At 68.0% G+C, this 25576-nt stretch carries 27 protein-coding genes, 4 tRNA genes and 2 pseudogenes; 21 read left to right on the forward strand and 12 right to left on the reverse strand.

The window, feature by feature from the left end; translation table 11 throughout:
• Nucleotide 1 precedes the first annotated feature (1 nt).
• Nucleotides 2–697, forward strand: a complete 696-nt coding sequence (hemQ, locus tag AC5Y43_RS01600) for a hydrogen peroxide-dependent heme synthase (protein WP_499968611.1) — start codon at nucleotides 2–4, stop codon at nucleotides 695–697.
• On the forward strand, nucleotides 694–1443 hold the full coding sequence (locus tag AC5Y43_RS01605) for a class I SAM-dependent methyltransferase (protein WP_499968613.1): 750 nt from the start codon (nucleotides 694–696) through the stop codon (nucleotides 1441–1443). Before hemQ ends, AC5Y43_RS01605 begins: the two co-directional genes overlap by 4 nt.
• Nucleotides 1444–1514: 71 nt before the next feature.
• On the opposite strand, the gene msrB is transcribed toward AC5Y43_RS01605, so the two are convergent.
• The 4 genes from msrB to AC5Y43_RS01625 all read right to left on the reverse strand — a co-directional run bounded on the left by msrB (nucleotide 1515) and on the right by AC5Y43_RS01625 (nucleotide 5667).
• Nucleotides 1515–1919 carry a peptide-methionine (R)-S-oxide reductase MsrB gene (gene msrB, locus AC5Y43_RS01610; RefSeq protein WP_499968615.1) on the reverse strand — a complete coding sequence of 135 codons (405 nt, stop codon included), beginning with the start codon at nucleotides 1917–1919 and terminating at the stop codon, nucleotides 1515–1517.
• 91 nt (nucleotides 1920–2010) lie between these two features.
• Nucleotides 2011–3333, reverse strand: coding sequence for an arabinofuranan 3-O-arabinosyltransferase (gene aftC / locus AC5Y43_RS01615; protein ID WP_499968618.1), 1323 nt, complete (start codon nucleotides 3331–3333; stop codon nucleotides 2011–2013).
• A 22-nt stretch (nucleotides 3334–3355) separates the two neighbouring features.
• Entirely contained in the window at nucleotides 3356–4927 is a 1572-nt protein-coding gene (locus tag AC5Y43_RS01620; protein ID WP_499969369.1) for an alpha/beta fold hydrolase, read from the reverse strand.
• Nucleotides 4924–5667: a pyrimidine reductase family protein gene (locus AC5Y43_RS01625; RefSeq protein ID WP_499968620.1), complete on the reverse strand. Its 744-nt coding sequence runs from the start codon at nucleotides 5665–5667 to the stop codon at nucleotides 4924–4926. Before AC5Y43_RS01625 ends, AC5Y43_RS01620 begins: the two co-directional genes overlap by 4 nt.
• On the opposite strand from AC5Y43_RS01625, the pseudogene zapE reads away from it, so the two are divergent.
• Nucleotides 5666–6743 (forward strand): annotated as a pseudogene (gene zapE, locus AC5Y43_RS01630) (cell division protein ZapE). The gene AC5Y43_RS01625 and the pseudogene zapE sit on opposite strands and share 2 nt — an antisense overlap.
• Here zapE and AC5Y43_RS01635 read toward each other — a convergent pair.
• From AC5Y43_RS01635 to AC5Y43_RS01645, 3 genes and pseudogenes are all read right to left on the reverse strand, one after another.
• Nucleotides 6727–7191 (reverse strand): annotated as a pseudogene (locus tag AC5Y43_RS01635) (GNAT family N-acetyltransferase); the annotation flags it as partial. The pseudogenes zapE and AC5Y43_RS01635 overlap by 17 nt on opposite strands.
• Nucleotides 7188–7715 (reverse strand): hypothetical protein, encoded by a 528-nt coding sequence (locus AC5Y43_RS01640; RefSeq protein ID WP_499968622.1) that lies wholly within the window; start codon nucleotides 7713–7715, stop codon nucleotides 7188–7190. The pseudogene AC5Y43_RS01635 and the gene AC5Y43_RS01640, both read right to left, overlap by 4 nt.
• Before the next feature lie 21 nt (nucleotides 7716–7736).
• Complete coding sequence (locus AC5Y43_RS01645; protein WP_499968625.1) at nucleotides 7737–8459, reverse strand: Clp protease N-terminal domain-containing protein; 723 nt, start codon at nucleotides 8457–8459, stop codon at nucleotides 7737–7739.
• A gap of 98 nt (nucleotides 8460–8557) precedes the next feature.
• On the opposite strand from AC5Y43_RS01645, the gene AC5Y43_RS01650 reads away from it, so the two are divergent.
• A complete protein-coding gene (locus AC5Y43_RS01650) occupies nucleotides 8558–8869 on the forward strand; it encodes a DUF732 domain-containing protein (RefSeq protein WP_499968627.1) in 312 nt (103 codons plus the stop codon).
• A 68-nt stretch (nucleotides 8870–8937) separates the two neighbouring features.
• On the opposite strand, the gene AC5Y43_RS01655 is transcribed toward AC5Y43_RS01650, so the two are convergent.
• Nucleotides 8938–9873 carry a cation diffusion facilitator family transporter gene (locus AC5Y43_RS01655; protein WP_499968629.1) on the reverse strand — a complete coding sequence of 312 codons (936 nt, stop codon included), beginning with the start codon at nucleotides 9871–9873 and terminating at the stop codon, nucleotides 8938–8940.
• Between the two features lie 53 nt (nucleotides 9874–9926).
• Here AC5Y43_RS01655 and AC5Y43_RS01660 point away from each other — a divergent pair, with 53 nt between their 5' ends.
• The 9 genes from AC5Y43_RS01660 to AC5Y43_RS01700 all read left to right on the forward strand — a co-directional run bounded on the left by AC5Y43_RS01660 (nucleotide 9927) and on the right by AC5Y43_RS01700 (nucleotide 16628).
• Nucleotides 9927–11096, forward strand: a complete 1170-nt coding sequence (locus tag AC5Y43_RS01660) for a glycosyltransferase (protein WP_499968631.1) — start codon at nucleotides 9927–9929, stop codon at nucleotides 11094–11096.
• 108 nt (nucleotides 11097–11204) lie between these two features.
• Complete coding sequence (locus AC5Y43_RS01665) at nucleotides 11205–11699, forward strand: Rv2253 family sensor-like surface protein (protein ID WP_499968633.1); 495 nt, start codon at nucleotides 11205–11207, stop codon at nucleotides 11697–11699.
• Nucleotides 11700–11786: 87 nt separating this feature from the next.
• Nucleotides 11787–12086 carry a hypothetical protein gene (locus AC5Y43_RS01670; RefSeq protein ID WP_499968635.1) on the forward strand — a complete coding sequence of 100 codons (300 nt, stop codon included), beginning with the start codon at nucleotides 11787–11789 and terminating at the stop codon, nucleotides 12084–12086.
• 132 nt (nucleotides 12087–12218) lie between these two features.
• A complete protein-coding gene (locus AC5Y43_RS01675) occupies nucleotides 12219–12548 on the forward strand; it encodes a hypothetical protein (protein WP_499968637.1) in 330 nt (109 codons plus the stop codon).
• 211 nt (nucleotides 12549–12759) lie between these two features.
• A complete protein-coding gene (locus AC5Y43_RS01680) occupies nucleotides 12760–13137 on the forward strand; it encodes a hypothetical protein (RefSeq protein WP_499968639.1) in 378 nt (125 codons plus the stop codon).
• Between the two features lie 516 nt (nucleotides 13138–13653).
• Nucleotides 13654–14778, forward strand: a complete 1125-nt coding sequence (locus tag AC5Y43_RS01685; RefSeq protein WP_499968641.1) for a tyrosine-type recombinase/integrase — start codon at nucleotides 13654–13656, stop codon at nucleotides 14776–14778.
• A gap of 49 nt (nucleotides 14779–14827) precedes the next feature.
• Nucleotides 14828–15280, forward strand: coding sequence for a hypothetical protein (locus AC5Y43_RS01690; protein WP_499968643.1), 453 nt, complete (start codon nucleotides 14828–14830; stop codon nucleotides 15278–15280).
• A gap of 116 nt (nucleotides 15281–15396) precedes the next feature.
• Nucleotides 15397–16167 carry an alpha/beta fold hydrolase gene (locus tag AC5Y43_RS01695; protein WP_499968645.1) on the forward strand — a complete coding sequence of 257 codons (771 nt, stop codon included), beginning with the start codon at nucleotides 15397–15399 and terminating at the stop codon, nucleotides 16165–16167.
• Nucleotides 16168–16370: 203 nt separating this feature from the next.
• The gene (locus tag AC5Y43_RS01700) at nucleotides 16371–16628 is read left to right on the forward strand and encodes a hypothetical protein (RefSeq protein WP_499968647.1); all 258 of its coding nucleotides are present in this window, start codon (nucleotides 16371–16373) and stop codon (nucleotides 16626–16628) included.
• Here AC5Y43_RS01700 and AC5Y43_RS01705 read toward each other — a convergent pair.
• The 3 genes from AC5Y43_RS01705 to AC5Y43_RS01715 all read right to left on the reverse strand — a co-directional run bounded on the left by AC5Y43_RS01705 (nucleotide 16607) and on the right by AC5Y43_RS01715 (nucleotide 16873).
• A tRNA-Val gene (locus AC5Y43_RS01705) sits at nucleotides 16607–16681 on the reverse strand. The genes AC5Y43_RS01700 and AC5Y43_RS01705 overlap by 22 nt on opposite strands.
• Before the next feature lie 16 nt (nucleotides 16682–16697).
• Nucleotides 16698–16771: transfer RNA gene (locus AC5Y43_RS01710), tRNA-Cys, on the reverse strand.
• A 29-nt stretch (nucleotides 16772–16800) separates the two neighbouring features.
• Nucleotides 16801–16873, reverse strand: a tRNA-Gly gene (locus tag AC5Y43_RS01715).
• A 177-nt stretch (nucleotides 16874–17050) separates the two neighbouring features.
• On the opposite strand from AC5Y43_RS01715, the gene AC5Y43_RS01720 reads away from it, so the two are divergent.
• The 7 genes from AC5Y43_RS01720 to AC5Y43_RS01750 all read left to right on the forward strand — a co-directional run bounded on the left by AC5Y43_RS01720 (nucleotide 17051) and on the right by AC5Y43_RS01750 (nucleotide 23163).
• A tRNA-Val gene (locus tag AC5Y43_RS01720) sits at nucleotides 17051–17122 on the forward strand.
• Between the two features lie 175 nt (nucleotides 17123–17297).
• A complete protein-coding gene (locus AC5Y43_RS01725; protein WP_499968649.1) occupies nucleotides 17298–17642 on the forward strand; it encodes a hypothetical protein in 345 nt (114 codons plus the stop codon).
• A gap of 50 nt (nucleotides 17643–17692) precedes the next feature.
• Nucleotides 17693–18832, forward strand: a complete 1140-nt coding sequence (locus tag AC5Y43_RS01730; protein ID WP_499968652.1) for a hypothetical protein — start codon at nucleotides 17693–17695, stop codon at nucleotides 18830–18832.
• Nucleotides 18829–21195 (forward strand): lanthionine synthetase LanC family protein, encoded by a 2367-nt coding sequence (locus tag AC5Y43_RS01735; RefSeq protein ID WP_499968654.1) that lies wholly within the window; start codon nucleotides 18829–18831, stop codon nucleotides 21193–21195. The genes AC5Y43_RS01730 and AC5Y43_RS01735 overlap by 4 nt, the downstream gene beginning before the upstream one ends.
• Nucleotides 21196–21259: 64 nt before the next feature.
• Nucleotides 21260–21979 (forward strand): GNAT family N-acetyltransferase, encoded by a 720-nt coding sequence (locus AC5Y43_RS01740; RefSeq protein WP_499968655.1) that lies wholly within the window; start codon nucleotides 21260–21262, stop codon nucleotides 21977–21979.
• 26 nt (nucleotides 21980–22005) lie between these two features.
• A complete protein-coding gene (locus AC5Y43_RS01745) occupies nucleotides 22006–22299 on the forward strand; it encodes a hypothetical protein (RefSeq protein ID WP_499968658.1) in 294 nt (97 codons plus the stop codon).
• A 36-nt stretch (nucleotides 22300–22335) separates the two neighbouring features.
• Nucleotides 22336–23163, forward strand: a complete 828-nt coding sequence (locus AC5Y43_RS01750; RefSeq protein WP_499968662.1) for an enoyl-CoA hydratase/isomerase family protein — start codon at nucleotides 22336–22338, stop codon at nucleotides 23161–23163.
• A 3-nt stretch (nucleotides 23164–23166) separates the two neighbouring features.
• On the opposite strand, the gene AC5Y43_RS01755 is transcribed toward AC5Y43_RS01750, so the two are convergent.
• Nucleotides 23167–24693: an AMP-binding protein gene (locus AC5Y43_RS01755; RefSeq protein WP_499968663.1), complete on the reverse strand. Its 1527-nt coding sequence runs from the start codon at nucleotides 24691–24693 to the stop codon at nucleotides 23167–23169.
• 82 nt (nucleotides 24694–24775) lie between these two features.
• On the opposite strand from AC5Y43_RS01755, the gene AC5Y43_RS01760 reads away from it, so the two are divergent.
• A complete protein-coding gene (locus AC5Y43_RS01760) occupies nucleotides 24776–25573 on the forward strand; it encodes an SDR family NAD(P)-dependent oxidoreductase (protein WP_499968664.1) in 798 nt (265 codons plus the stop codon).
• Nucleotides 25574–25576: the final 3 nt, after the last annotated feature.

A 25576-nucleotide genomic window follows, 5' to 3' on the forward strand; every position in this document is an offset into this window, starting at 1 on the left:
CATGGCAAAACTCGATTACGACGCGCTCAACTCGCAGCTTCGCTACCTGATGTTCTCGGTGTTCTCGGTGCGGCCCGGTGAACTCGGTGACGACCGCGCCGCCGTCATCGACGACGCCGCCACCTTTTTCAAGCAGCAGGAGGAGCGCGGCGTCGTGGTGCGCGGCCTCTACGACGTGGCGGGCCTGCGCGCCGACGCCGACTTCATGATCTGGACGCACGCCGAACGCGTCGAACCGCTGCAGGCGACCTACGCCGACTTCCGGCGCGCCACCCTGCTGGGCCGGGCCTGCTCGCCGGTGTGGAGCAGCGTCGCGCTGCACCGGCCGGCCGAGTTCAACAAGAGCCATGTCCCGGCCTTCATCGCCGGCGAGGAGCCGGGCGCCTACGTCTGCGTCTATCCGTTCGTGCGGTCCTACGAGTGGTACCTGCTGCCCGACGAGGAACGCCGCCGCATGCTGTCCGAGCACGGCATGGCCGCCCGCGGCTACAAGGACGTCCGCGCCAACACCGTGCCGGCGTTCGCGCTGGGCGACTACGAATGGATCCTGGCGTTCGAGGCCCCCGAGTTGGACCGCATCGTCGACCTGATGCGCGATCTGCGCGCCACCGACGCCCGCCGCCACACCCGCGCCGAGACGCCGTTCTTCACCGGGCCGCGGGTGGGCGTCGAGCAGTTGGTGGGTGCGCTGCCATGACCGCCCCCGACCCGACCGATCCGACCCGCTTCGAGGAGATGTACCGCGACGACCGGATGTCGCACGGGTTGCCCGCGGCCACGCCGTGGGACATCGGCGGCCCGCAGCCGGTGGTGCAGCGGCTGGTCGCGCTGGGCGCGGTCAAGGGCGAGGTGCTCGACCCGGGCACCGGGCCGGGCCACCACGCGATTTACTATGCGTCCCAGGGTTTTTCGGCGACCGGCATCGACGGGTCGGCGACTGCGCTGGAGCGGGCGCGGGAGAACGCGCGCCGCGCCGGGGTGTCGGTGAATTTCGAGCTGGCCGACGCCACGAAGCTCGACGGGTTCGACGACCGGTTCGACACCGTCGTCGACTGCGCCTTCTACCACACCTTCAGCACCGATCCCGACCTGCAGCACGCCTACGTGCGGGCGCTGCACCGGGCGACGAAGCCGGGGGCCCGGCTGTACATGTTCGAGTTCGGCGAGCACGACGTCAACGGCTTCAAGATGCTGCGGTCGCTGTCCGAGGACGACTTCAGCCAGGTGCTGCCCGGCGGCGGGTGGGAGATCACCTACCTGGGCCCGACGACCTATCTGGTCAACCTGAGCACCCAGACGATCGAGATGATGGCCGCGCGCAACCCCGACATGGCCGACCAGCTGCAGTCGCTGATGGACCGGTTCCGCGCGATGGAGCCGTGGCTGAACAACGGCCGGGTGCACGCCCCGTTCTGGGAAGTCCACGCCACCCGGGTGGATTGACGGGTCGCGAGAGTGCAACTAGCGACGTGGCTTCTCGAGAAACGCGTCGATACTTGCGCTCTCGCGAACGCTCAGGACGGCACTAGCTTCAGGCAGATCGAGTTGATGCAGTAGCGCTGGTCGGTCGGCGTGGGATAACCCTCGCCGGTGAACACGTGGCCCAGGTGGCTGTGGCAGTTGGCGCACAGCACCTCGGTGCGCGTGGTCCCCAGCGAGTAGTCGGCGCGCAGGAACACCGCGCTGGAGTTTGCCGGGTCGAAGAACGACGGCCAGCCGCAGTGCGACTCGAATTTCTCGGTGCTGCGGAACAATTCGGCGCCGCACGCCCGGCATTGGTAGACGCCCTGGGTTTTGGTGTCGGTGTACTCGCCGGTGAACGGCCGCTCGGTGCCGGCCTGGCGCAGTACCTGAAACTCTTCCGGGGTGAGTTTCTCGCGCCACTCGTCGTCGGTCAGCCGAAGCTTCGGGCTACTCATAGTGCGCCACTCTCCCCCGCAAGCTGGAGGTGCGCCCACCTCATCGCTTCGCTCTGCATCGTCGATGGCGCGTCATGCATCCACGCTAGCCTCAATTGCGCTGACCCGCTGCGCCCGGCTCCGCCGCGCTTGCGATCACCGCGTCGCGCCGCCGCTCAGCCGTCAGCCACGCCGGGTCGATCCCGTCCTCCAGCCGCCTCTCGGCCTTCGCATCCAGATACCGGAACAACAGCACGGTGAACGCCACGATCAGCAGCAGCGACCAGCCGTAGGTGATCTTGAGGTAGTGCAGCGCGCGACCGTATCTCATCCACCGGTAGATCAGCCAGTCGTCGAGCGCCATGAAGCCGTACACCGCCAGCCACGCCGGCCAGTTGCGGATCAGCGAGTTGCGCAGCACGACCGTCATCAGGAACGGGAACAGCATCATCGAGTAGTAGCCCTGGGCCAGCGGCAGCACCAGCCACGACCACAGCAGCAGCACGCCCGACGAGCTGGTGTACCAGAACAGCGGATCGCGGGTGCGGTAGTAGCGGTACAGCAGCCACACGGCCCCGATGGCCAGCACCGTGAACAGCAGCCGCAGGAACACGATCAGCCAGGTGGGCAGGCCGAAGTACACGCCGTTGCCCTCGATCGAGCTGTTGAAGTAGTCCCGCACGCCCCCGATGTAGGGCAGGGTTTTGGTGACGAAGTCCATCGGATCGCTGACCAGGGGCCAGGCGGCGACGTTGACGACGACGGGAACGACGAACGCGGGCACCAGTGCCCGCCACTGGCGGTTGAGCAGTGGCAGCAACAGCAGCGGCCCCAGCACGGGTTTCAGCGTGAGTGTCAGGCCGATCACGAGCCCGGCCCACCATTGGTGGGCGACCTTCCCGTCCAGCAGCCACCGCAAAAACAGCACCTCGGCCAGCAGGACACACCCGTTGATGTTGGTGAACACCAGCGTGCTGGTCACGCTTTCCGTGCAGAACATGGCCAGCAGCAGGGCGGGGGCGGCCACCGAGGAGAGCGTGTAGTTGAACAGCCGCAGCAACAGGTACCAGGCGATCAGGATGGCCACGGTGTTGATCGAGATGAACAGGTATCGCGACGGCGTAAACGACAGGTAGCCGAAGGGCGCCATCAGCAGGGTGCCGCCGGGCGGATACAGGTAGTGCGGGTCGACGTAGTCGAAGTGCTCGTTGTAGATGTCCCAGCCGCGCCGGAAGTTCAGCACCGCCCGGTAGACCGGTTTGAAATCGTCGGTGATGTTGCCGTTGAGGGTGAGCACGATGCTGCGGTGCAACACCGACAGGATGGCCAGCGGCCACAGCGCCGACCGTAATATCGTCGCGGCGTTCGGTGCGCCGGTGCGGGGACGAAACGCGGCCAGGATCGAGTCAGCTGCCGTCACCAGCGCACCGTACACCGGGGCACAGCACCACGAACTGTCAGGCGGGACAGTAGGTGTCGGTCCCCGGCAGCTTGCCGCTGTTGAGGTAGCCGATCAGCGGCGGGACCGCGCACGGCGAATAGATGCTCGCGCCGTGACCGATGCCCTGCCACATCACCCGCTTGCTGGCCGCGTTGGCGTTGATGATGGTGGCCGCCGTCTGGGCCACGCCCTCGCTGCCGACGATCGGGTCGTTCTGCACGCCGGCCAGCAGGACGTCGATCTTGAGGTTCTTCGGCGGCGCCGGCGGCGGAATCGTCGGCCAGTGCACGCATTTCACCAAGTTGAGCGCGGCGACGGTTCCGAATTGGGGGTAGAGCTTGGCCCACGCCACCACCAGCTCGCGCACCCGGTCCGGGGTGGGCCGGTTGATGGCGTCGCTGCAGGAGCTGACGAACTGGCCGTCGGAATCGTCGGCGGCATAGGCGTGGTTGACGAGGTTGTTCAGCTGGTTGACGTCACCGGAACGGGCGGCCGCCAGCGCGTTGGCCAGGTTCGTCGTGGCGCCGACGCGCCCCCCGGCGGGGAAGCCCAGCGCGACGGTGATGGCGTTGGCCACCGCCGCGACCGACGCCCCACCGGGACCATGTCCGGCGCGGGCGTCGGACAACAACGCGTCGACGGCGCCCTTCGGATCGGAGCCCAGCGCGCAATTGACCGCGACGCACTGCGCGGCGAACGCGTCGAGCGCGGCCTGCTGGCCCTTGGCCTGTTGCTCGGCGGCCCCTTCGGCGCTGACGCCGAGCGCGACCGGGGAGTCGAGGATCAGCCGGGCGACCCGGTCGGGCCGCGACGCGGCATACGCCAACGCCAGCTGGGCGCCGTTGCCGACCCCGATCAGGGCGACCGCGGGGACGTCCCACAGCGTGCGCAGCCGCTCGATGTCGGAGGCGGCGTGCGAATTGTCGTAGGCCGACGCGCCCGGCGACAGGGCGTCGGTGCAGTTCGTGGTGGCGGTGTTGGAGATGTCGGAAAGGTTGGCGACCGGGTCGTCGCCGGTCTGGAATTGCGCCTGGTCGCGCATCGCCTGACGGTCCAGCTGGTCGCGGCAGTCGATCGGGCTGGACATGCCCGTGCCGCGCCGGTCGACGGCGACGATGGGGTGCGTCTGCAGCACGTCGGCGCCCGCCCGGGCGAGCCACGCCGGCAACTGCGTCGACGACGGCAGGTCGGAGCCCGTGGTGAACACGAGCGGGCCCGCGTCGTGCGGGGTCTTGTCCGAGCGGGCGCGCACCACGCCGATGGTCAGCGTGCCCGACCCGCCGTTGACCGGGTCGAGGTCGGCGTCGTAATTCGCGCAGTCGAGCTGCACTCCCGGCGTCGCGGGCACGGCCGCGTCGGTGAAGACCTTCGACGTGCAGTCGCGCCAGGACAGGTCGTTCTTGGGCGCGGCGATCGGCGGCGGTCCGCCCGGCGGCGGCTTGGCGGGCGGCACGCCCTGGGGCCGGGCGCCGGAGTTGGTGGCGAAGCGCGGGTCGGCGGCCAGGCCCGGAACGCAGCCGGCCAGTGTCGCGGCGACCGCGAGCAGGACCATCGCGATGCGCCGACTCATGCCGACCACCCTAGCTATCGCTTGACGTAGCGGGTGTAAAGGTAGCCGCCGTCGTCGGTCAGGACGTGCGCGCAGCGCATGCGGGTCAGCAGCTCGCCCGGGCCCGCCGCGATGCGCCGGGCGAGCCCGCCGACGAGGTAGGGCGCGATCGTCAGGCACAGCTCGTCGAGCAGGTCGCGCTGCATGAACGTGCCGAGCAGCGTCGGGCCGCCCTCGGTGAGGACGCGGCGCAGCCCGCGCGCCGCGAGGGCCTGCAGCAGTGCGACCTCGTCGACCGTGGCGGGATCGCCGCCGGAGCAGTCGATCACCTCGCACAGGTCGCCGATCAGGCGTCGGGTCTGGTCGGCGGCCGCGGTGCAGGTGAGCACCAGCGGCGGCACCTCGGTGCGGGTGAACACCGGCATGTCGCGATCGAGGCGGCCGGACTTGGTGACGATCGCGATCGGCGGGAGCTCGCCTTGCCCGCGGGCCTGGCGGCCCTGGCGCTCGGCGACGCCCAGCTGCGCGCCGGAATATCCCTCGATCCGCACGGTGCCCGCCCCGACCACGATCACGTCGGCCAGCTCGCGCAGCAGGTTGAAGACGTGCCGGTCGCCGGGCCCGCCCATGCCGCCGCTGCTGCCGCCGGCGGTGGCGCCGCCGTCCACGCTGGCGATGAAGTTCGCCCGCACCCACGTGGTGTCGCCGTCGGGGTAGGCGTACAGCGCGGGCAGGTCGGCGTCGTCGAGGTCCCGTGTCGAGCCGAGCAGCGTCAGCATGAGCTCGATTGCAGCACGCCGCTACAGTTCGGTGCATGCACGGGTCGGCTTCGCACCGGGTGGCCCGCCTGGTGGATCGGCATCCGAGCGTGTCGCCGCAGCGGCTGATCGCCCAATTGCGCCCGCCCCCAACGTTCGCCGACGTCAGCTTCGCCACGTACCGGCCGGACCCCGGGGAGCCGACGCAGGCCGCGGCCGTCGCGGCCTGTCAGGACTTCTGCCGCCAGGCCGTGGAGCGCCGCGCCGGCCGCCAAAAACTGTTGGGGCGCCGGGTCGTGTTGCCCGGCGTGGGCCTCTACCTCGACGGCGGCTTCGGCGTGGGCAAGACCCACCTGCTGGCCTCGGCCTACTACCGGTTGCCGGGTGATGGGCCTGAACCGCCAAGTCCCAAGGCGTTCGCCACCTTTGGTGAGCTCACCCAGCTCGCCGGGGTGTTCGGCTTCGCCGAGTGCATCGAGATGCTGGCCGGCTACACCGCGGTGTGCATCGACGAGTTCGAGCTCGACGACCCCGGCAACACCACGCTGATCTCGCGGCTGCTCTCCTCGCTGGTCGAGCGGGGCGTGTCGGTGGCCGCCACCTCCAACACCCTGCCCGAGCAGCTCGGCGAGGGCCGCTTCGCCGCCCAGGACTTTCTGCGCGAAATCAACACGCTGGCAAGCATTTTCACCACCGTGCGCATCGAGGGTCCCGACTACCGGCACCGCGGCCTGCCGCCCGCGCCGCAGCCGTTGACGGACGCCGAGGTGACCGCGCGCGCCTGTCGGGTCGGGGGCGCGACGCTGGACGACTTCGACGCGCTGTGCGCGCATCTGGCCACCATGCATCCGTCGCGGTATCTGAGGTTGATCGAGGGCGTGACGGCGGTGTTCGTGACCGGCGTGCATCCCGTCGACGACCAGAATGTCGCGCTGCGGCTGGTGTCGCTGACCGACCGCCTTTACGACGCCGGCATTCCGGTGGTGGCGTCCGGGGCGAAGCTGGACGCCATCTTCAGCGAGGAGATGCTGGCCGGCGGGTATCGGAAGAAGTACCTGCGGGCGACGTCGCGGCTGCTGGCACTGACCGCGCCATGACGTAGTCGTTTTCGGTGCGGGCGCCCACCTGAAAGGTCCTGGTGCCGTCGATCGTGAAGCCGCGCTTGGCGTAGAAGCGTTGGGCGCGTTCGTTTTTCTCGTTGACGCCGAGCCACACGCGGCTTGCGCCCCATTCTGCGGCGGCGGCCAGCGCGCGGTCCATCAACTCTGTCGCCGCCCCGCCGCCGTGGTGGCCGGGCAACACGTAGATCTTCGACAGTTCGGCCGTGTCATGGCCATCGCGAACGAGCATGGCGTAACCGATGATTCGGCCGCCGCGCTCGGCGGTCAGGACCGCGCGGCGCGGGTCGGCGAGGTACTCGCTGAAGCGTTCGGCTGACAGGTTGGCGGCGACGAACGCCGCGATGTCGTCCGGGGCGGTCGCCGGGGGACAGGCCAGCGGAAAGGTGCGCGCGGCAACGTCGGCCAACTCCGTCGCGAGTGTCAGAGATTCCACTGCGCGAGGTGATACCCGGTCTTGCGGTCCAGCAACACCACCGTCGAGACCGGGTCGCGGTAGGCGTCCCAATACACCCCGCCGCGCACGATCGCCCCGTTCGGCGCGTTGCCGAGCACGGTGTCCAGCGCGTCGGGCGCATCCGAGGCGCGCGGCTTGTAGGCGTCGGCGAACGGGGTCACGCCGTCGAAGCTGAAGTCGGTCGCCATGACGTACGGGTTGGGCACCCGCACCGCGCGGACCGTCACGTCGGCGCGGGTGGGGGTGCTGCCGGGGAAGCTTTTGATCGGAACGCCGCTGCGCGTGTAGCCGAATCCCGGCGGCGGGTCGCAGGGTGCCACGCTGCTGACGGTGACGTCGGCGACGTAGGTGCCGGTGTCGACGCGCAGGGTGTCGCCGATGTGGCCGATCGGCGCGTCGCCGGCCCGCGCTTTCGGCGCTGACACCGCGCCGGCGGCGGTGACGCTCGCGGCGGCGACGAGCACGGCGGACAGGGCGATCAGCCAGCGGCGCATCTTCGCATGATCGCACACGGGCTACGGCGAAGGGGAGGGGTTCTTGCCCCCGGCCAGCGCTTCGAGCGCGTCGAGGAGGTCCACCTCGAGGCGCTCCTTGTCGACGCCGGCCCGGTGCAGCGGCCCGGCGCCGTCCTCGAGTTCCAGCAGCGCCAGCAGCACGTGCTCGGTGCCGATGTAGTTGTGCCCGAGGCGAAGTGCCTCGCGGAACGTCAGTTCCAGTGCCTTGCGCGCCGGGCCGCTGAACGGGATGAGTTCCGGTGTTTCGGCGCAGGCGGGCGGCAGCGTCACGTCGGCACGCAGCGCGTCGACGTCGATCTGTTTGCGCAGGAGCTGCGTGGCCAGCGCCGCCGGATCGCTGAGGACGCCCAGCAGCAGATGCTCGGGCGTGATCTCGCGATTGGCGGCCTCGTGCGCGGCGTTCTGGGCGGCGACCACGGCGTTGCGGGCCCGGGGCGTGAACCGTCCGAAGCCCTGTTCGGGGTCCAGCGTGGTGGCCTCGGCCCGCGGCACGAACCGCTTCTGGGCGGCCTGCTTGGTGACGCCCATGCTCTTGCCGATGTCGGTCCACGACGCCCCGGAGCGGCGGGCCTGGTCGACGAAGTGCCCGATCAGGTGATCGGCGACCTCGCCCAGGTGCTCGGCCGCCAGCACGGCGTCGGCGAGCTGGTCGAGCACGTCGGGGTGGACGTTTTTGATGGCACTGATCAGCTCGTCGAGGCGGACGGGGTAGGCGATCGGCATGCCGTCAACGGTAGGTTGACGCTGGTCGTGTGTCAACCTTGGGTTGACGCGGGTGTGGGATGGCGCGCGGGCCGCCGCTCTGCGACGATCGGGGGATCGTGAAGTCACTGCTGCTGACCCTGGGGGGCCTTGCCGCGCTGCTCGGCATGGCGGGGCCCGCGCGCGCCGACGGCAACGACGACGCGTTTTTGGCCTCGCTGCGGGCGGCCGGCATCACCTACCCGGACCCCGGACGGGCGATCGGGGCCGGCAAGTGGGTGTGCGATGAGGTGGGCAAAGGGACGCAGATGGTGGACGTCGTCAAGGCGATCCAGGCCCAGAATTCCGGGCTGCACGGCGACAACGCCGCCCGGTTCACCGCGATCGCGGCGCATGTCTATTGCCCGCAGGCGCTGTCGCCCGGCGGCTGATGCGTCACCCCTGTTGACTCTGCGTCTATGGCGCAAAAGTGCGAGTAGGGGCCGCCACCAGCGCAGAGTCAGCGCGAGATCGGGTCCGCCGCGCGCGCCGTCCAGGTGAAGCTGTGCATGTCCGGGATCCGGGGCGCCAGCTGGGCGGCCACACCGCGGCCGATCTGATCCGCTTGTGCCAGTGGGGTTTCCGGTTGCAGGAAGCCTTCCACCTCGACGCGCAGGGTCCGCCCGGTCCAGCGGGCCCGGGCGTGGGCGTGCATGACGCCGGGGACCGTCGTGGCCGCGGACTCGGCCGTCGCGATGATGTCGGGGTCGACGCCGTCGAGCAGGCGGTGCGCGATGTCGGCGGTCACCTCCCAGCCGACGTGGCAGATGAACGCGGTGACGACGATTCCGGCGACCGCGTCGGCCCAGGGCCAGCCGAGCGCCACGCCGATCAGCCCCAGCATCGCCCCGGCCGAGGACAGCGCGTCGAGCCAGGAATGCTTGGCGTCGGCCACCATCGTCGCCGAGCGAATCCGCCGCCCCACCACCAGCTTGTAGCGGGCCACCAGCTGGTTGCCCACGATGCCCACCGCCGCGGCGGCGATGCCCCAGCCCAAATGCGCGGTGCCGCCGTGGCGCAGCAGCTTGCTGATGCTTTCGAATCCGGCGACGGCGGCGCTGCCCCAAATCACCAGGGCCACACCGATTCCGGCGAGGTCTTCGGCGCGTTCGTAGCCGTAGGGATAACGCTCGGTGGGGACCTTGCGGGAGGCGCGGAACCCGACGAACACCACCGCGCTGGTCGATACGTCCGACAGGTTGTGCAGCGCGTCGCCGAGCAGCGCCACCGACCCGGACACCAGCGCGATGGCCAGTTCGAGCAGCCCGGTCAGCGCCAAGCCGACCGCGCTGACGGCCACGGCCCGGTTTGCCTGGCGGCGTTCGCTCGCGTCGTCGGCCGTGGTGTCGATCGGGAAGCTCGCCGCGGGGTCGCGCACCCCATTGATGACATGCATCAGCCAAATATGCTCGCCTGCGCGGTGTCGCTCAACTGGATTAGGTTCCGCCGGTGAGGTTCGTGCTGGCCTGCTACGGAAGCCGCGGCGACGTCGAGCCCTGCGCCGCGGCCGGTCGGGAGCTGCGCCGGCGGGGGCACGACGTCCGCATTGCGGTCTCGCCCGACATGGTCGGCTTCGTCTCGGCGGTGGACATCGCCGCGGTCGCCTATGGGCCGGACATGCGGGAGCAGATGGGCGCGGCCGCGGGCTTCGTCGGCGGCGTCGCGAACCCGATCGGCGCGCTGGGCGAGGTGATGGAACGTCTCACCCGGGTCTGGACGGACAAGACCGCGACGCTCACGTCGCTGGCGGCCGGGGCCGACCTGCTGGTGGCGGGCATCAACGAGCAGGAGCTGGCCGCCAACGTCGCCGAGTACTGCGGCATCCCGGCGGCCGCGCTGCATTTCTTTCCCGCGCGGTTGTTGTCCACCGGGGCGCTGTATTCGAGCATGACGGCGGACGTTGCGGCGGCGCAGCGTCGCGCGCTCGGCCTGCCGGAGACGGGTGCGTTGGGCTGTTGTCTGGAGATTCAGGCCTACGACGAGTTGTGCCTGCCCGGGCCCGATTGGGTGGATTCGGGTGGGCCGTTCGTCGGGGCGCTGACGCTCTCGGTGCCTGTTGATGGCGACGCCGACGTGCTGTCGTGGGTCGGCGCGGGGACACCGCCGATCTGCTTCGGGCTGGGCAGCACGCCGGTCGCGTCGCCGGGCGACTTGGTGGGCATGATCGGCGCGGCCTGCGCGCGGCTGGGGGAGCGGGCGCTGATCTGCAGCGGCCCCAACGACTTCGCCGGCGCGCCGTCGTTCGACCACGTCAGGGTTGTCGACGCGGTGAACCACGCCGCAGTCCTCCCGGCGTGCCGCGCGGTCGTCCACCACGGCGGCGCCGGCACCACGGCCGCGGGGCTGCGCGCCGGGATCCCGGCGTTGGTGCTGTGGCTGTGGCTCGATCAGCCGGTCTGGGCGGCCGGCGTCGAACGGCTGGGTGTCGGTGCGGGGCGCCCGTTCGTCTCCACGACTGTGGAGTCTTTGGCCGCGGATTTGCGGTCGATCCTGGTTTCGGACTGCGCCGCGCGCGCCCGCGCCGTGGCTTCGCGGATGACTCCGGCTGCCGAAAGCGCCACCCGCGCAGCCGATCTCCTTGAGGACTTGGCCGGACGCTCGTCGTCGCGCCGAGCGTGACGCCACGGCGACGCCACGGCGAAATCGGCGCGATTTTTCGACCTGACGTCACGCTCGGCGCACGGTCGGGGGCTTGTCGCCGGCGGCGCGGCGGAACAGGATGTAGTGATGGCTCCATACGGTTTGAGCGGTGTTGCCGGCGTGTGCGCGTTGGCGGTCGCCGTGTCGCTTGCCCCGAGTGCGGCCGCCGATACCGCGTCGTGGAACGGCGAGTACGCGATCACGTTCATGGTGGGCCCGAAGTCCGGGACGAGCATGGCGGTCGGTGACCCCGAGGTGCAGCACACCGCTACCTACGGGTTCCGCTCGAGCTGTTCGGGCGGGACGTGCGTGGCGACGATCGTCAGCGGGCCGCCGCCCAGCAACCCGACGGTTCCGCAACCGGTGCAGTTCACCTGGGATGGGTCGTCGTGGAAGCAGGTCAGCGATTTCCAGTGGGATTGCATGATGCCCGACACCTCGATCGAGTGGAATCCGGCGCATGCCGAGGTGCGCTACACGCCCCAGCCCGACGGGTCGCTCGCCGGTGTCATGCACACCGACATCTGGAGCGGCGCGTGCCAGGGCACCATCGACATGGACATGCGGGCCGACCGCGTGTGAAAAGCATTGCATGGCAATGCGATTCCATTTGCGCATCGGGTCCTGAAAAGTCCTTTGCCTGCGGCATACCCGGCGATATCATGGAGCATGCGTTTCACCAATGTCGCCGCGGCGGCCGCCGCGGCTTTGTCTGTCACCTCGGGCGTGCTGATTGCGGCGCCGTCCGCGCACGCCGACCTCAGCGGTTACCGCCGTTGCGTGGGTACCGTCAAAAACGTCCCGATCAACAATCACGACCCCACCAATACGCAGCTGGCAGGAACTGTCGCGATGGATCTCAAGTCTGGTGTTTCCCCGAGCGCGGAAGCGCAGAAGCTTTCGCAGCAGGGATTCGAGCCGGCCCTCGCCAACGCGATTGTGCAGTGCGTGATCGAGGAGAACCCGTAGGACTCTTCGACTTCGTGCGTGACGAACATCCAAATTGAGGTAGCGCGGCCGGCTCGAAATGGGTAACCAACGCCGCATCGGCGTCGGGCGCGCCAGGTCTGGATGAGGTCACTAGTCGGAAGGCGGCAGCGGATGGCTGGGCACGAGGGGGGCCGGTGGGACGTCGGCGCCAAGGGCAACGCGGTTTACGTCGAGCGCATCTCCGAGGACGACAAACAGGTGTTCGACGATTTATTGGAACCCGACGAGGCGCGGGAACTGGCCGAGCTCTTGGTGAAGTACGCGGACAAGGCTGAGGCGTACGAGGACTCCGACGATTACGTCGACGCTGAGGAGTCCGACGACGAGGACGACTCTGATGAGTCCGATGACGACGGCGATGATGACGATGGTGATGACGACGATGACGGCGATGACGAGGACGGCGACGATGAGGATGATGACGACGATGACGACGACTAGGAATCGGCCTTAACCACCTGACATGCCGACTGGCCCGTCGGTCCCAGTCACACCAAGTGGGGCCATGGCTGGCCGGTTATTGAAGCGGCCTCATCGGTTTGAAATTCCCGCGCCGGACCTGAGGATGAGGAGATAGCTTCGTCGGTGTTCCGGCGTCACAACAGAAGTCATTATGATTGCAACTGCGCAATAAGTGTCTTACACTTTTACGGTGCGGATCGAGTACCGGCCGACCGCCTGGCGACACAACATCACAGGCGATGAGATCCGCGCGATTATCACGTATCCGCTTCTGCGGTATGCGATCACCACCGCCTACCCGGACGCGGATGCCTACGTGTTCATCGGAAGGATCGAGAACGAGCCGTGGATCGAAGTTGGCGCCGAGGATGAGGACGGCGAAACGTGGGTGGTTTTTCACGCGATGCTGCTCACCCGAGGTAGGGCGCGAGACGTTTTCGACCTGTCTGGCGGCCTAATCGACCTGCGGGACGTAATCCGTTCCGCAACGCCAGTTCATCGGACCGCAGTACGGAAAGGAGTGCTGACGAAATGGCAAAGAGACGCGCAGAAGACTATGCGGCGATGAGCGACGCGGTGGAAAGCGGCGAGTACACCGTGAGTGGCCCTTTGGAGATGGGGTCGTCGCTGCAGATGGGGCGCCCGGTCGGCGGCGAGCGTCGCGGCGTTAGCCCAACACGAACGGTGCGGCTGTCCGCGGAACTCGATGGACGCCTGGAGGCATTCGCGGTCACCCATCAGACAAGTCCTAGCGAAGTGCTCCGGCGGGCGTTGGACGAATACCTGAATCGGCACGTCTCTCGCGGTCGGAACGGTTAGGGCTGTGGTGTGGCCTCACGCGTGCCTAATACCGCCCCTGACCTGCGGAAAACTCGGTGCGCGATACTGGAATTGAACTAGCTCAGAGCGTTTGCTGATGAGTATGGTCTGACCTCGCGTTTTGTGCCTCTAACTGCGATTTCATGGCACAGTGTAGCGTGAACCAGACGGAACCATACGGAAGCAAAAGTTGCTGGATGAGTTCACGGCCAGTTCACGTGAACTCATCCAGTGAACAACGATCTATCGCGCTGGGGGTCCTCGGGTGGCACGCAAGAACGCGAAATCGGGCACGTTCGGATCCGTCGACCAACTGCCCAGCGGTCGCTACCGGGCGCAGTATTACGGGCCCGACGGGCGCCGTCACAAGGCGCCGACGACATTCGTCGCGAAGCGGGATGCCCGGGCGTGGCTGTCGCTGCGGCAGGCCGAAATCATCTCGAAGGCGTGGCAACCACCCGATGCTGTCCAAGCGCCCAAGATCACCTTCGGCGAGTACGTAGAGACGTGGCTGGCGACTCGACAGGTCGGTGGTCGGCCGCTCAAGGACCGCACCCGCGAGCACTACCGCAAGTTGCTCGACGACCACCTGGCCGACACGTTTGGGGCATTGCCGATCGCGTCCATCACGGCCGAGGACGTTCGGGAATGGTACGGAGCGACACTGACAGACAAGCCGACAATGCGCGCCCACGCTTACGGGCTGCTGCGGACCGTCATGGCGACGGCCGCGAGCGACGGCCTGATCGGTCAGAATCCGTGTCAGATCCGCGGGGCCGGGACCACCAAGCGGGTCCACAAGGTGCGGCCGGCGACCGTCGCCGAGATTGGCGTGATTGCCGACGAGATGCCGGCGCAGTGGTCGCTGATGGTGCTGTTCGCCGCGTGGCTGGCGATGCGGTTCGGGGAGCTGACCGAGCTGCGGCGCAGGGACATTGATCTACGCGACGAAGTGGTGCGGGTGCGGCGCGCGGTGGTGCGCACCGATGACGGATTCAAGGTCACCACACCGAACTCCGACGCGGGTATCCGCGACGTGGCGATACCGCCGCACCTGATTCCGGCGATCGAGGCGCACCTTTCCAAGCACGTCGGCGCCAAGCCTGACGCGCTGCTGTTCCCGGCGGTCGGCGGTGGGCACCTGGCGCCGGCGACGCTGTACCGCCGGTTCTACACGGCGCGGGCGAAGGCGGGACGAGATGACTTGCGCTGGCATGACTTACGGCATTCTGGCGCTGTCCTCGCGGCGGCGACCGGCGCCAGCTTGGCGGAACGTATGGCGCGCCTTGGACATTCGACGCCGGCCGCTGCGATGCGTTACCAGCACGCCGCGCAGGGCCGCGACCGTGAGATTGCGGCGCTGCTGTCCAAGCTGGCCGCGAACGGGTAACTCGCCCGCGGGCCATGAGTTTCAGCTGAGAATCCTCAACTGGCGCCGCGTGCTGACGGATCTGATCGAAGAGATTCGGCAGGACCGCGCGGACAACCTGCCAGCGATCAGCGCCCGGATACGTGAGACTGAAAGTGCATACGCGGCAGCAATTTTTGGATTGCGTCGCGCGTTCGAGGTTGGCTCGCTAGCTGTGGTCGACGTGCGTTGCTGGCAGGAAATGATCGTGGTGGGTGCCGCTTTCTCTCGGTTCGACGACGGGCCGAACGTCGGAGAGATGTCGAGCGCCGAAGAGGCGGAGCAGTTCATCGCTGGGCTCGGGGAGCGTGCCGGCCAGCTGCGAGCAGCCATGTCCGCACTGGTGAAAACGGCAAACGAACGCGTCACTCCTGCGGAGTCGCGCCGGAGCCGGCGCCAGCGTCGTAACGCACAACGTCAGCTGGCCGAGTCCCTACGCGGCGGAGCCGATCAGACGCCCGAACGCCGGCCAGACGACGCCTAGAGCGCAGACAACGCCGCGGCCCGAATCTCGTCGTTGTCGACCGCGGTATACCGCTCCGTCGTGGCAACGCTTTACGATGCGGTCCTGGGCTCACGACGCTGAAGGAGGACCTGGCGATGGGATTGCCCGCATTGGTTCTCGTGCACGGAGGCGGGTTCACCGCTGATTGTTGGGAGGCCACCATCGACGTGCTCCGCATCCTGGAGCCAGAACTAAAGGTGCTCACCGTTGATTTGCCGGGTCGGGGAAATAAAGGCGGTGACCTCATCACGGCTTGTATCGATGGGTGGGTCGATTCGGTGGTGTCGGACATCGAGAATGCTGCGCTCGACGACCTCGTGATCGTCGGCCATTCGCTGGCGGGGGTGATCGTCCCCGGTGTTGTCACCAAGCTTGGCTCGGCGCGCGTGCGGGAGATGATCTTGGCCACCGCGCAAGTACCAGCCAACGGCAGCGCCCTGGTGGACACGTTACCCGGGGCGCTGAGCTGGTACGCACGTCGCACCGCGAAACGTAATGTGCAGAAATCCCGTTCACTACGCCCTGGAGGTTTGCCTACTGCGTTGGCGGGGTTTGTATTCTGCAACGGAATGACTCCCGCACAGCGCAGGTTCACGCTGGCTGGGTCCTGTCAGGAATCACCTTCAATAATGATTGAAAAAGTTGACCGCAGTGGTATGCCCGACGGGGTGCCACGTACGTGGATACTCACTCGGCGTGATCGCGCCGTCTCGATGAAGATTCAACGCGAGTGCATCGCCGCGCTTGGCGGAGTGCAGACCCTCATTGAGATCGACACCTGCCACATACTGATGGTGAGCGAACCTGAACGGCTGGCAGAGATCCTCATCGGGCGTTGCCGTTTGTACGAACAGCCCAGGCCCTGAGGACCTGTCGTGGCATCAGCCGGACGCGTGAATCCGCGCCGGCGATCGCCGCCGACCAAACCGCGTCGGGTGCCGCGCCTCGACCGCGAGATAGGCGTCGACCAGGCCGGCCCACGCCGGCGAGAACGATCGCGGCGCGGGCCCGCTCACATCACGTCCAGTGCCGCGCAGTCACGTCGGCCAACACCCGGTCAACGTCGTTGATGAGGGCGCCGACCAACTGGCGGCGACTGTCGATTCCCTTGCTGCACAACATCGCGGTGGGACTCAACGACGGCGACATAGGCGTGCAGAAGATGCTTACGGGCGTCGTGCAGGTGGTCGCTCAGCCCCGTATCGGTGGCGGTAGTGGACATGGCGAAACCTTTCGGGTTTGCGCCGAGCAGTTCACATTGAGTTCACGCGGGCCGATTTTGCGGATGAAACCGCAGGTAGAACCTGGTGCGCGATACTGGGATTGAACCAGTGACCTCTTCCGTGTCAGGGAAGCGCTCTCCCGCTGAGCTAATCGCGCCTTGGGGGGTCAACTCTGGAGGTGGAGACGGGAATCGAACCCGTGTGCACGGCTTTGCAGGCCGTTGCCTCACCACTCGGCCACTCCACCGCTGGGGATTGATGCCACTTGCACCTTCGAGCGGATGACGGGATTCGAACCCGCGACCCTCACCTTGGCAAGGTGATGCGCTACCAACTGCGCTACATCCGCGCGCAACGGCCGAGATCGTCGCCCGTTGCGAAGGACGACGATAGTCCACCTCAGCGGGCCCGCACAAATCTCTTGGTCGTGTTGCCGCTCTAGGCTAGCGCGCCCCGCGACGCACGTGGCGCGTTCGGCGATGTCGGCGTCATGCTAGTGTTCGACACCGTTCGCCCCTCGGCGCCGGGTCCCGTGGCTCAGTGGAAGAGCGTCCGCTTCACACGCGGAAGGTCGCTGGTTCGATCCCAGCCGGGACCACCCCTCTGAACTGCATGAATACGGCCCACGGGTGTCCGGTTCATGTCCGCCGGCCGCCGTATCGGCCCCAGAGTGTGGCGACTTTGTCGAGCTCATTTGAGCAGTCCATGGAGTAAAGTGCTGTTCGCTGGGAGCATGAAGCCTGGATCATTTTGTGACTAGGGAGGCGACCCCGATGGCATTCGAAGCGCGTGCTCTTAGAGTCCAGCTGCCATGCGAAACGATAACGGTGGTCGCCGCGGCAGAGGCAGAAGAACAAGACCTCCATGTCCATGCCCATCGCTACTGGCAGGCCGTCACGCTGGGAATCGAGGATGGCATCGGCTTCGGCGAGGGACACTGCGAGGAGTGCAGCGGGAATCCGTCGGAGCCTCTCTGCGACAACTTCAGCGAGAAGCCCAACCTGCACACCATGGTCGACATCAGGGTGCTGCCCATCTTGCGCCGGCAACTCGAGGCGCGCCTGCAGGAGATAACACGGGCTGAAGAGGCGGTCGCGCAGGCGACCCGCGAGGGTTAGACGAGCGGGAAAGCGCCGGGGCCCTTGGGAAGTCCTGCCGAACCGGCGTGATGACTCCACTTCTCGAAAGGCGATTCCGCGCCAACCCAAGCTACGAGCTTCGCCTGGGCGAGCAATGCCCGGATGGTGCGACGCGGCCGACCTTGCCGTCCAATGAGGCCCTCTACGGCTACCTCGAACCGGCGCCATCGTCACAGCTGCCATGCCGCGCGATATCGCCGGAGACCGCATTGCTGTTTCTGACGCTCCGGAACGCTGGGCCGGTGCCGCGCTATTTCCGTTCCCTTTTCGGCGACCGGACCCCCGATGTCCTGGCCCGTCTGGTTCTCGACGGAGTTGTCGAGGTGGAGCACGACAACAAATTCGTCTCGGGCCCGAACGCGAGACCGACGGTCATCGGTGACGAGATCTATTCCGGTGCAGGGCCCCTCGCCAAGCTTTCCATCGAGGCGCTGCGCTACGGCGAAGCGCTGGGTGGCCTCACGCTCCCAGAAATGACAGGTCGACTTTACGGCTTCGGCCGGCGACCGCTGACGCCTGCGCTGAAGCGCAAGTTTCATCGCGGCGAGATCGCCGGCTGGGACGGGTCGCTGGCAGGCGTGCCGCCGTCTGTCGAGAGATATTGGACGCTGGCGTCGTCGGCCAGCGCGCATTGGGTCATGTGGCGTCCGACGAGCAACAACGCCGACAACGACCGGGCACGGTTCAAGCTCTACGTCAGCCCGGGATGCAGCCACCTCGCCGAAGTATTTGCCGCGTCGGCCGAAATCTTGGGGCAGAACGTGGGTGTCAGAGGGCTCAAGCTGGGGCGGGGTCTTCCCGGGCTCACCCGCCCCGACAAGCTGGTCGCCTATTTCTCGCGGTTCGACGATCTGCAGCAGGCCGGCGCGGACCTGTGCCGCAGCCTGGAAGGCTATCCCGTCCACGGTGTTCCGTTCACCGCCGAACTGTCGCCGGACGGCCTCCTGTCCTGGGGTGCCGACCGGCCTCGTACGGTGCCCGGCCGGCCGGAGAGCTGGCGCTTCTGGGTCGCGTCCAAGCTCGCCGCACATCTCGAGACGGCAAGAAAGGCAGGGGTTCCCGGGCCATTGTGGCGGTTTGTGCTCGACCGGCTTCGCCTCGACGGCGTGAACCCCCACGCCTGGGCGCCCACTGACGATTTCTGGTCGTCGCTTCCCGCGCCGACATGATCGAAGGCCTGTTCACGCTGCCCGAGGACGTTCGGCTCGAACCCATCGAGTCGCTGTCCGAAGCCGTTCTCACCGGCGTCGAATACAACCCGGGAGACGTCGCGGTGACCCGGCCACGGTCGCGCACGCACACGCACATCGTGAACGATGCGACCGCAAAGCTCCTGCAGCACTTTCGCGACCCCACCACGATCGCCGACGCGGTCATACGGTTCAGTCGCACCGAGCAGGCCGATCCCGCGGCGATCCTCGACGACGCATTTCCTGCGCTTCGGACCCTCATCGAAGCGGGGATGCTGCTACCACCCGACTCGGAGCTGGCCGCGCCGGTGGCGTTCCTCATGGGACGGGGAGACATGATCGGCGATTGCGTCGTGGACCAGCCCGTCGCCCTTGTGGTCGATACCGAGGTCTACCGGGCGCGCACACCTGACGGCGCATGGGCGGCGATCAAGATCGCCCGGCCGGGCTCGGAGCAACGTGTGGGCGCCGCGCTGCGGCACGAGGCGAAGATGCTCGAGCTGCTCGATGGTTCCTGCGGCCCAGTACTTTTCGCGCACGACCAGCACGCGGGCCGGCCCTTCATCGCCATGGAATGGTGCAACGGGGTTGATGCTCTCGCCGCCGCCGAGCTCATTCGCGGCCGTGCGCCCGTCGATCGGCGTGAACTCAGCGCGCTCGTCCTCGCGATCGTCGAAGCCTATGTCAGGCTTCACGACCGTGGCGTCGTCCATGGCGATGTGCATCCACGTAACGTTCTCATCGGCAGCTCCGGGCGGGCGACGATCATCGACTTCGGGCAGGCCCACAGCATCATCGAGGGCCGGCCGAGCGAGCGACCGGGCCGTGGCGTGGTCGATCTGTACATGGAACCCGAGCTGGCCCAGGCGCGGTTGGCCGGCGACAAGGCGCCGCCGCCGACAGCGGCCGGCGAACAGTATTCGATCGCCGCGCTTGTGTACCTTCTGGTCTCGGGGATGCACACGCACGACTTCGTCCTCGAAGAACGGCAGATGCTGAGCCAACTCATCGGCGATCCGCCGAAAACCTTTGCCGAGCGCGGAATCCCGGGCTTCGCGCACACCGAGCGCACGCTGAGCCGGGCGCTCGAAAAACGCCCTGACGCACGATTCGCGTCGGTCGGGGAATTCAGGGCCGCGCTGCGCGAGGCCTTCGATCGCGACGGCGATGAGGGGCGGCCAAGTCGGGGCGGCAAGACCAAGGGCGGGTCCCTACTCGACGAGCTGATCGCGCGGTCGGCTCTCGGCGGGCGGCTGATGCGCGACGGGATGGAAGCGCCGTCGGCGTCGGTCAATTTCGGCTCGGCCGGGCTCGCGCTGGCGCTGTTACGGATCGCGCAGCAGCGCGACGACGGCTCCCTGCTTGCCGTCGCCGACATCTGGAGCCAGGCTGCATTGCGCGAGCTGCCGTCGCGGGATGCGTTCACCGCTCCCGACCTGGAGATGAGTTTGGATGTCGTAGGACGTGTATCGCTGTACCACTCCGACCCCGGCGTGCTGTGCGCGGCGGCCCTCGTCGCCGACGCTCAAGCGGACGACGTTCGACGCAAGCATGCCATCGAGCGATTCGTGGCCGCTGCGGCGGCCGACGAACAGCGGGTCGAGTTGGTGTTCGGGTGGGCCGGTCTTCTCCTGGGATGCGGCATTCTCCTGGATGCCATCGGCCCGTCCACCGGTGAGGAACAGCGCACACTCACATCGCTGGGCAACGACCTGAGTGCGCGGCTGTTGGACCGGCTTGCCCACCTGCCTCCCCTCGAGGACGCCACGGGTTCGGGCAGTCTCGGCGTAGCCCACGGCCACTCGGGCATTCTCTATGGGCTGCTTCAGTGGGCCAAGGTCTCGAAAGCCGCTGTCGCCGAAGACCTTCAGCGGCATCTCGACCAGCTGGCCGATCTGGCTCAGCCATCGGGACGGGGCCTGGGGTGGCCCGTGTCGGCACGCGGTCGCAGGGCTTTGGACGCAATGCGGGCTACGTGGTGCAACGGCGCGGCCGGCCATCTGCACCTGTGGCTGCTCGCACACGAGCTGATGGCCGACCCTCGTCATCTGAGCCTGGCGGCCGGCGCGGCGTGGACGTCCTATGAGGCACCAAGTGCCGGGGGCGATCTGTGTTGCGGTTCGGCCGGCAGGGCGTACGCTCTCCTGCGTTTTTTCAGGCATACGGGGGATCGGATCTGGCTGAACCGGGCACGCGAGTTGGCCGAACACGCGGCGGTCGCCATTCGCAAACAACATCTGCGACGGAACAGCCTTTATCGGGGAGAAGTGGGCGTCTGCTTGCTGGCGGCAGACCTCGACGACCCCGGTCAGGCACGCATGCCGTTGTTCGAGTTGAGCTAGCCGCGGCGCCCTGATGCGGCCCCGAGCGACGGCATGGCCGACGAGGCAATGGCAGCATCGGGGGATGGCCATCGAGGTCCGCGACATGCGCTCCGAGGTGAGCGCCGACGTCGTCGAGGGCATCTATCGCGGCATCCTCGCGCCGTCGTTCGGGCCGGACGAGCTCGATCCGCTGCCCACGATCCTTAAAGGGCTGGCCCAGGGCGGCGCGGGAAGGGGACTGTGCGCGTTCGACGGCCACACGCCCGTCGGCTGCATCGTGGGACATCTGTATCGGCGCGTGCTGCTGATCGGCTACCTCGCGGTCAGGCCCGGCTGTCGCGGCGGCGGCATCGGTGACGTGCTGATGGACGCCGCCGAGCGGAGCTGGTTCGACGATCCCGACATCGCGCTGGTGCTGGCCGAGGTCGAAGACCCGCGCCGGCACCCCGTCGTCGGCGACATTGACCCGAAGCGGCGGGCGGCGTTCTATGCGGCGCGCGGCGCGCGGGTCGTGGTCGGCCCTTACTTTCAGCCGCAAATCGACCGGGGAACGAAGCGCGTGCACGACATTTTCTTGACCGTCCTGAATGCCAGCAACGACGAAAACTCCATTCGGACAGCACAACTCACCACCTTCCTCCTCGACTACTTCAGGGACACCGCAGAAGGCGCCGATTTTCCCCGCGCCGACGACGAGGAAGGGCAGCGCCTCGTCGCCTGGTACCGCGACCGGGAAACGGTCCCATTGCATCCGATCGGCGACTACACACGGATCGAGATTCCGAGGCTCGGCGAATTATGAGCACAACCAGCAAAGGACGGTGAACGATGGTCGGCAACCAAGAAGGCATCGGCGTGCTGAAACTCGAATGCCCGCAACACCATCCCGTCGGCCGCATCCTCAAGGAAGCGCCGCACCAGGCGGTCCAGTACGACCCCGGCGCCGCCGTGGGCCCGCGCCGCTTCTGGCCGGACGAGCACGAGCAGCCGCAGTTCACCATCCACTGCCGCTTCTGCGACAAGCCGGTCGGCGAGGCGACGGCCACCCTGCAGGACAGGCTGGCCGCCGTGATCGCCGACGCTGCGCAAACCACCGAGACAGCGCCGCTGCAGTATCGGTAGACGGACTCGCCTACCGAAAGAGTTACAGTAGCGACCGTGACGACACCGCAGAGCGCCCCCCGCCCGCCCGAGGGCGATTGGCTGGGCACGCCGTATTTGACCTTCGAACGCCAGGGACCGATCGCGGTCTGCACGATCGACCGCCCCGAGGCGCGCAACGCCCTCACACCCGCGATGTACTTCGGAATCCGTTGCGCCGTAGGCCGAGTCGCCGAGGACCCCGACCTGGCCGGGCTGCTGATCACCGGAACCGGCGATGTCTTCGCGCCCGGCGGCGACATGGGCGGCGGGGGAGCCACCGACAACTGGATCACCTTCGGCTCGGCGCTGGGCATGGACGTCACCCCGTTCGACGCGGTGCGCACCTCGGCCAAACCGATCGTCTCCGCGGTCAACGGCCTGTGCCAGGGCGGCGGCATGCAGATCGCCCTGTGCAGCGACGTGTCGGTGGTCAGCGAGCGGGCGACCTTCCGGGTTCCCGAGCTGTTCCGCGGCTACGCCGACACCTACTACAGCCAGATGCTGGTACGGCTCATCGGGCCGGTGCGCACCCGCGACCTGATGTTCACCGGCCGGGTGCTCACCGCCGCCGAGGCCCTCGGCTGGGGTCTGGTCACCCGGGTGGTGCCCCACGACAGCCTGCTCCAAGAGGCGAAAGACGTTCTCGCGCAGGCTTGCCGGACGGCGCCGCGCGCCCGCGGCGTCATCAAGTCCAGCATCGACAGCTACCTGGGCCTCTACGACCGCATCGGGATGAGCGCCAGCCTGAGCGACGCCGAGGCTCGGGAAGGCTTCCGCGCGTTCAAGGAACGCCGCTCACCGGACTGGGTGCACCCCGAGCTGCGCGCCGAGGGACGGCTGTAACCGTCAAACCTTGCGCGCGCGGTCACGCCAATACGGTTCGCGCAGCGCGGTTTTGAGGATCTTACCGCTCGGGTTGCGCGGCAGCGACTCCACGAACTCCACGCTGCGCGGGCACTTGTAGCCGGCCAGATGCCCGCGGCAGAACTCGATGATGTCGCCGGCGTCGACCTCGCCGGTGGCGACGACGATCGCCTTGACCGACTCGCCCCAGTAGTCGTCGGGAACGCCGATGATCGCGGCGTCGGCCACGGCGGGATGCTCGATCAGCACGCTTTCCACCTCCGGCCCGTAGACGTTCTCGCCGCCGGTGATGATCATGTCCTTGAGCCGGTCCTCGATGTAGACGTAGCCGTCGGCGTCCAGGCGCCCGATGTCGCCGGTGCGCACCCAATCGTCGGCGGTGATCGTCTCGGCGGTCGCCTCCGGCCGGTTCAGGTAGCCGGTCATGTTCTGGTTGCTGCGCACCCAGATCTCGCCGGCCTCCCCGGCGGGCACCACCCCGCCGGTTTCGGCGTCGACGACGCGAATCTCGCAGCCCAGCACGGCCTTTCCGGCTGACAACTGCAGGTCCGGTCGCTGAAAATCCCGGTGGTCGGCGTCGCTGAGCGCGGTGACCGCGCCGCACAGCTCGGTCTGCCCGTACACCTGGACGAAGCCGGTGTCGGGCCACGTGTCGAGCGCCCGGTGCAGCAACGGCAACGGCATGGGCGCGGCCCCGTACACGATGTAGCGCAGATTCGAAATCGCCGGTTCACCCGCCTCCACAAACCGCGCGATCACCGGCGGCACGAAGAACGCGTGGGTCGCGCCCGCGCGCACCGCCGCGACCACCGTCGCGGTGTCGGCGTCGCGGGTGATGATCGTCGGCGCGCCCGCCCGGATGCCGAACAGCCCGTACCCGATCCCGCCAACGTGAAAAAGGGGCATGCACACCAAGTTCGCGTCCCCGTCGGCGAACGGGAACGCCGGCGCCAGGTTCGCCGCGTGGTTGGCCAGCGCGCGCTGGCTCAGCAGCACACCCTTCGGCCGCCCGGTGGTGCCCGAGCTGTAGATGATCAGCGCGGTTTCGTTCTCGTCGACCTCGGCGGGTGGCACGGGAGTCGCTGCGGCGAGCAAAGATTCGTATTCGTCGCCGACGGTCACGATGCGCTCCATGCCGGCGGGGATAGCGTCGCGCAGCTCGGCGCCGACGAAGAGCAGACGCGGGCTGCTGTCGTCGAGCACGTGGGCGAGCTCGTCGCCGGTGAGCCGCCAGTTGACGACGGTGGTCACCGCCCCGATCGACGCGGCGGCGAACAGGATCTCCAGGCAGGCCGGGTGATTCTTGTCCAGGAACGCCACGCACTGGCCGCGCTGTACGCCGGCTTCCCGCAGCGCCCCGGCCGCGTGCCGGATCCGCGACGCCCACTGCGCCCACGTCCACTGTCGATCGCCGAAGCGGATCGCGATGCCGTCGGGCCGCTGCCGGGCGTGGCGCTCGACGAACCCGGCGAGCGTTTCCGTCGTGCTGGACGTGGTCTCGGCTGGCATAGCCCCTCCGCTGCGGTGCGTGTGTTCCCTCCGAGTCTGCCCTGGGGGCTTTGAGCGTGAGCCGGAGCCTCGGTGTGCCACCATGTCTGCCATGGTGAACGCTGATCGCGCCCGGTCCCGCACCTTCGTCGTGACGGGCGCGGCGTCGGGTATCGGGCTGGCCACCGCGAAGCGCCTGCTCGCCGAGGGCGGCTGCGTCATCGGCGCCGACGTGGCCTCCCCGCCCGATCTCGGCCCCGACTTCCACTTCGTGACCGCCGACATCACCGACGAGGACGCCATCGCCGCGGTGCTGGCCGCCGTGCCCGATCGCCTCGACGGCGTCTTCCACTGTGCCGGTGTCGCCGGCGGCGGCCCCGTCCACCTGCTCGACCGCACCGAATGGGACCGGGTCATCAGCATCAACCTGACCGGCACCTTCCTGGTCGCCAAGGCCGCGCTGGCCAGGATGATCGAACAACCCCGGGTCGACGGCGAACGCGGCTCGATCGTCACCGTCGCCAGCGTCGAGGGCCTGGAAGGCACGGCGGGCGGCAGCTCGTACAACGCGGCCAAGGGCGGCGTCGTGCTGCTCACCAAGAACATCGCCCTCGACTACGGCCCGAGCGGCATCCGGGCCAACGCCATCTGCCCGGGCTTCATCGAAACCCCGATGGCCGAAGGCGTTTTCGGCCTGCCGGGGATGGAAGGCCCGCTGGCCTCCATCACCGAGGAGCACGCCCTGCAACGGCTGGGCCGCGCCGAGGAGGTCGCGGCGATGGCGGCGTTCCTGCTGTCCCCGGACGCCTCGTTCGTCAGCGGTCAGGCGATCGCCGTCGACGGCGGATACACCGCCGGCCGCGATCACGGCGTCGTCAAGCTCTTCGGCTTTCCCGAGTAGGCG

This window comes from Mycobacterium sp. NGS57 (assembly GCF_059812405.1).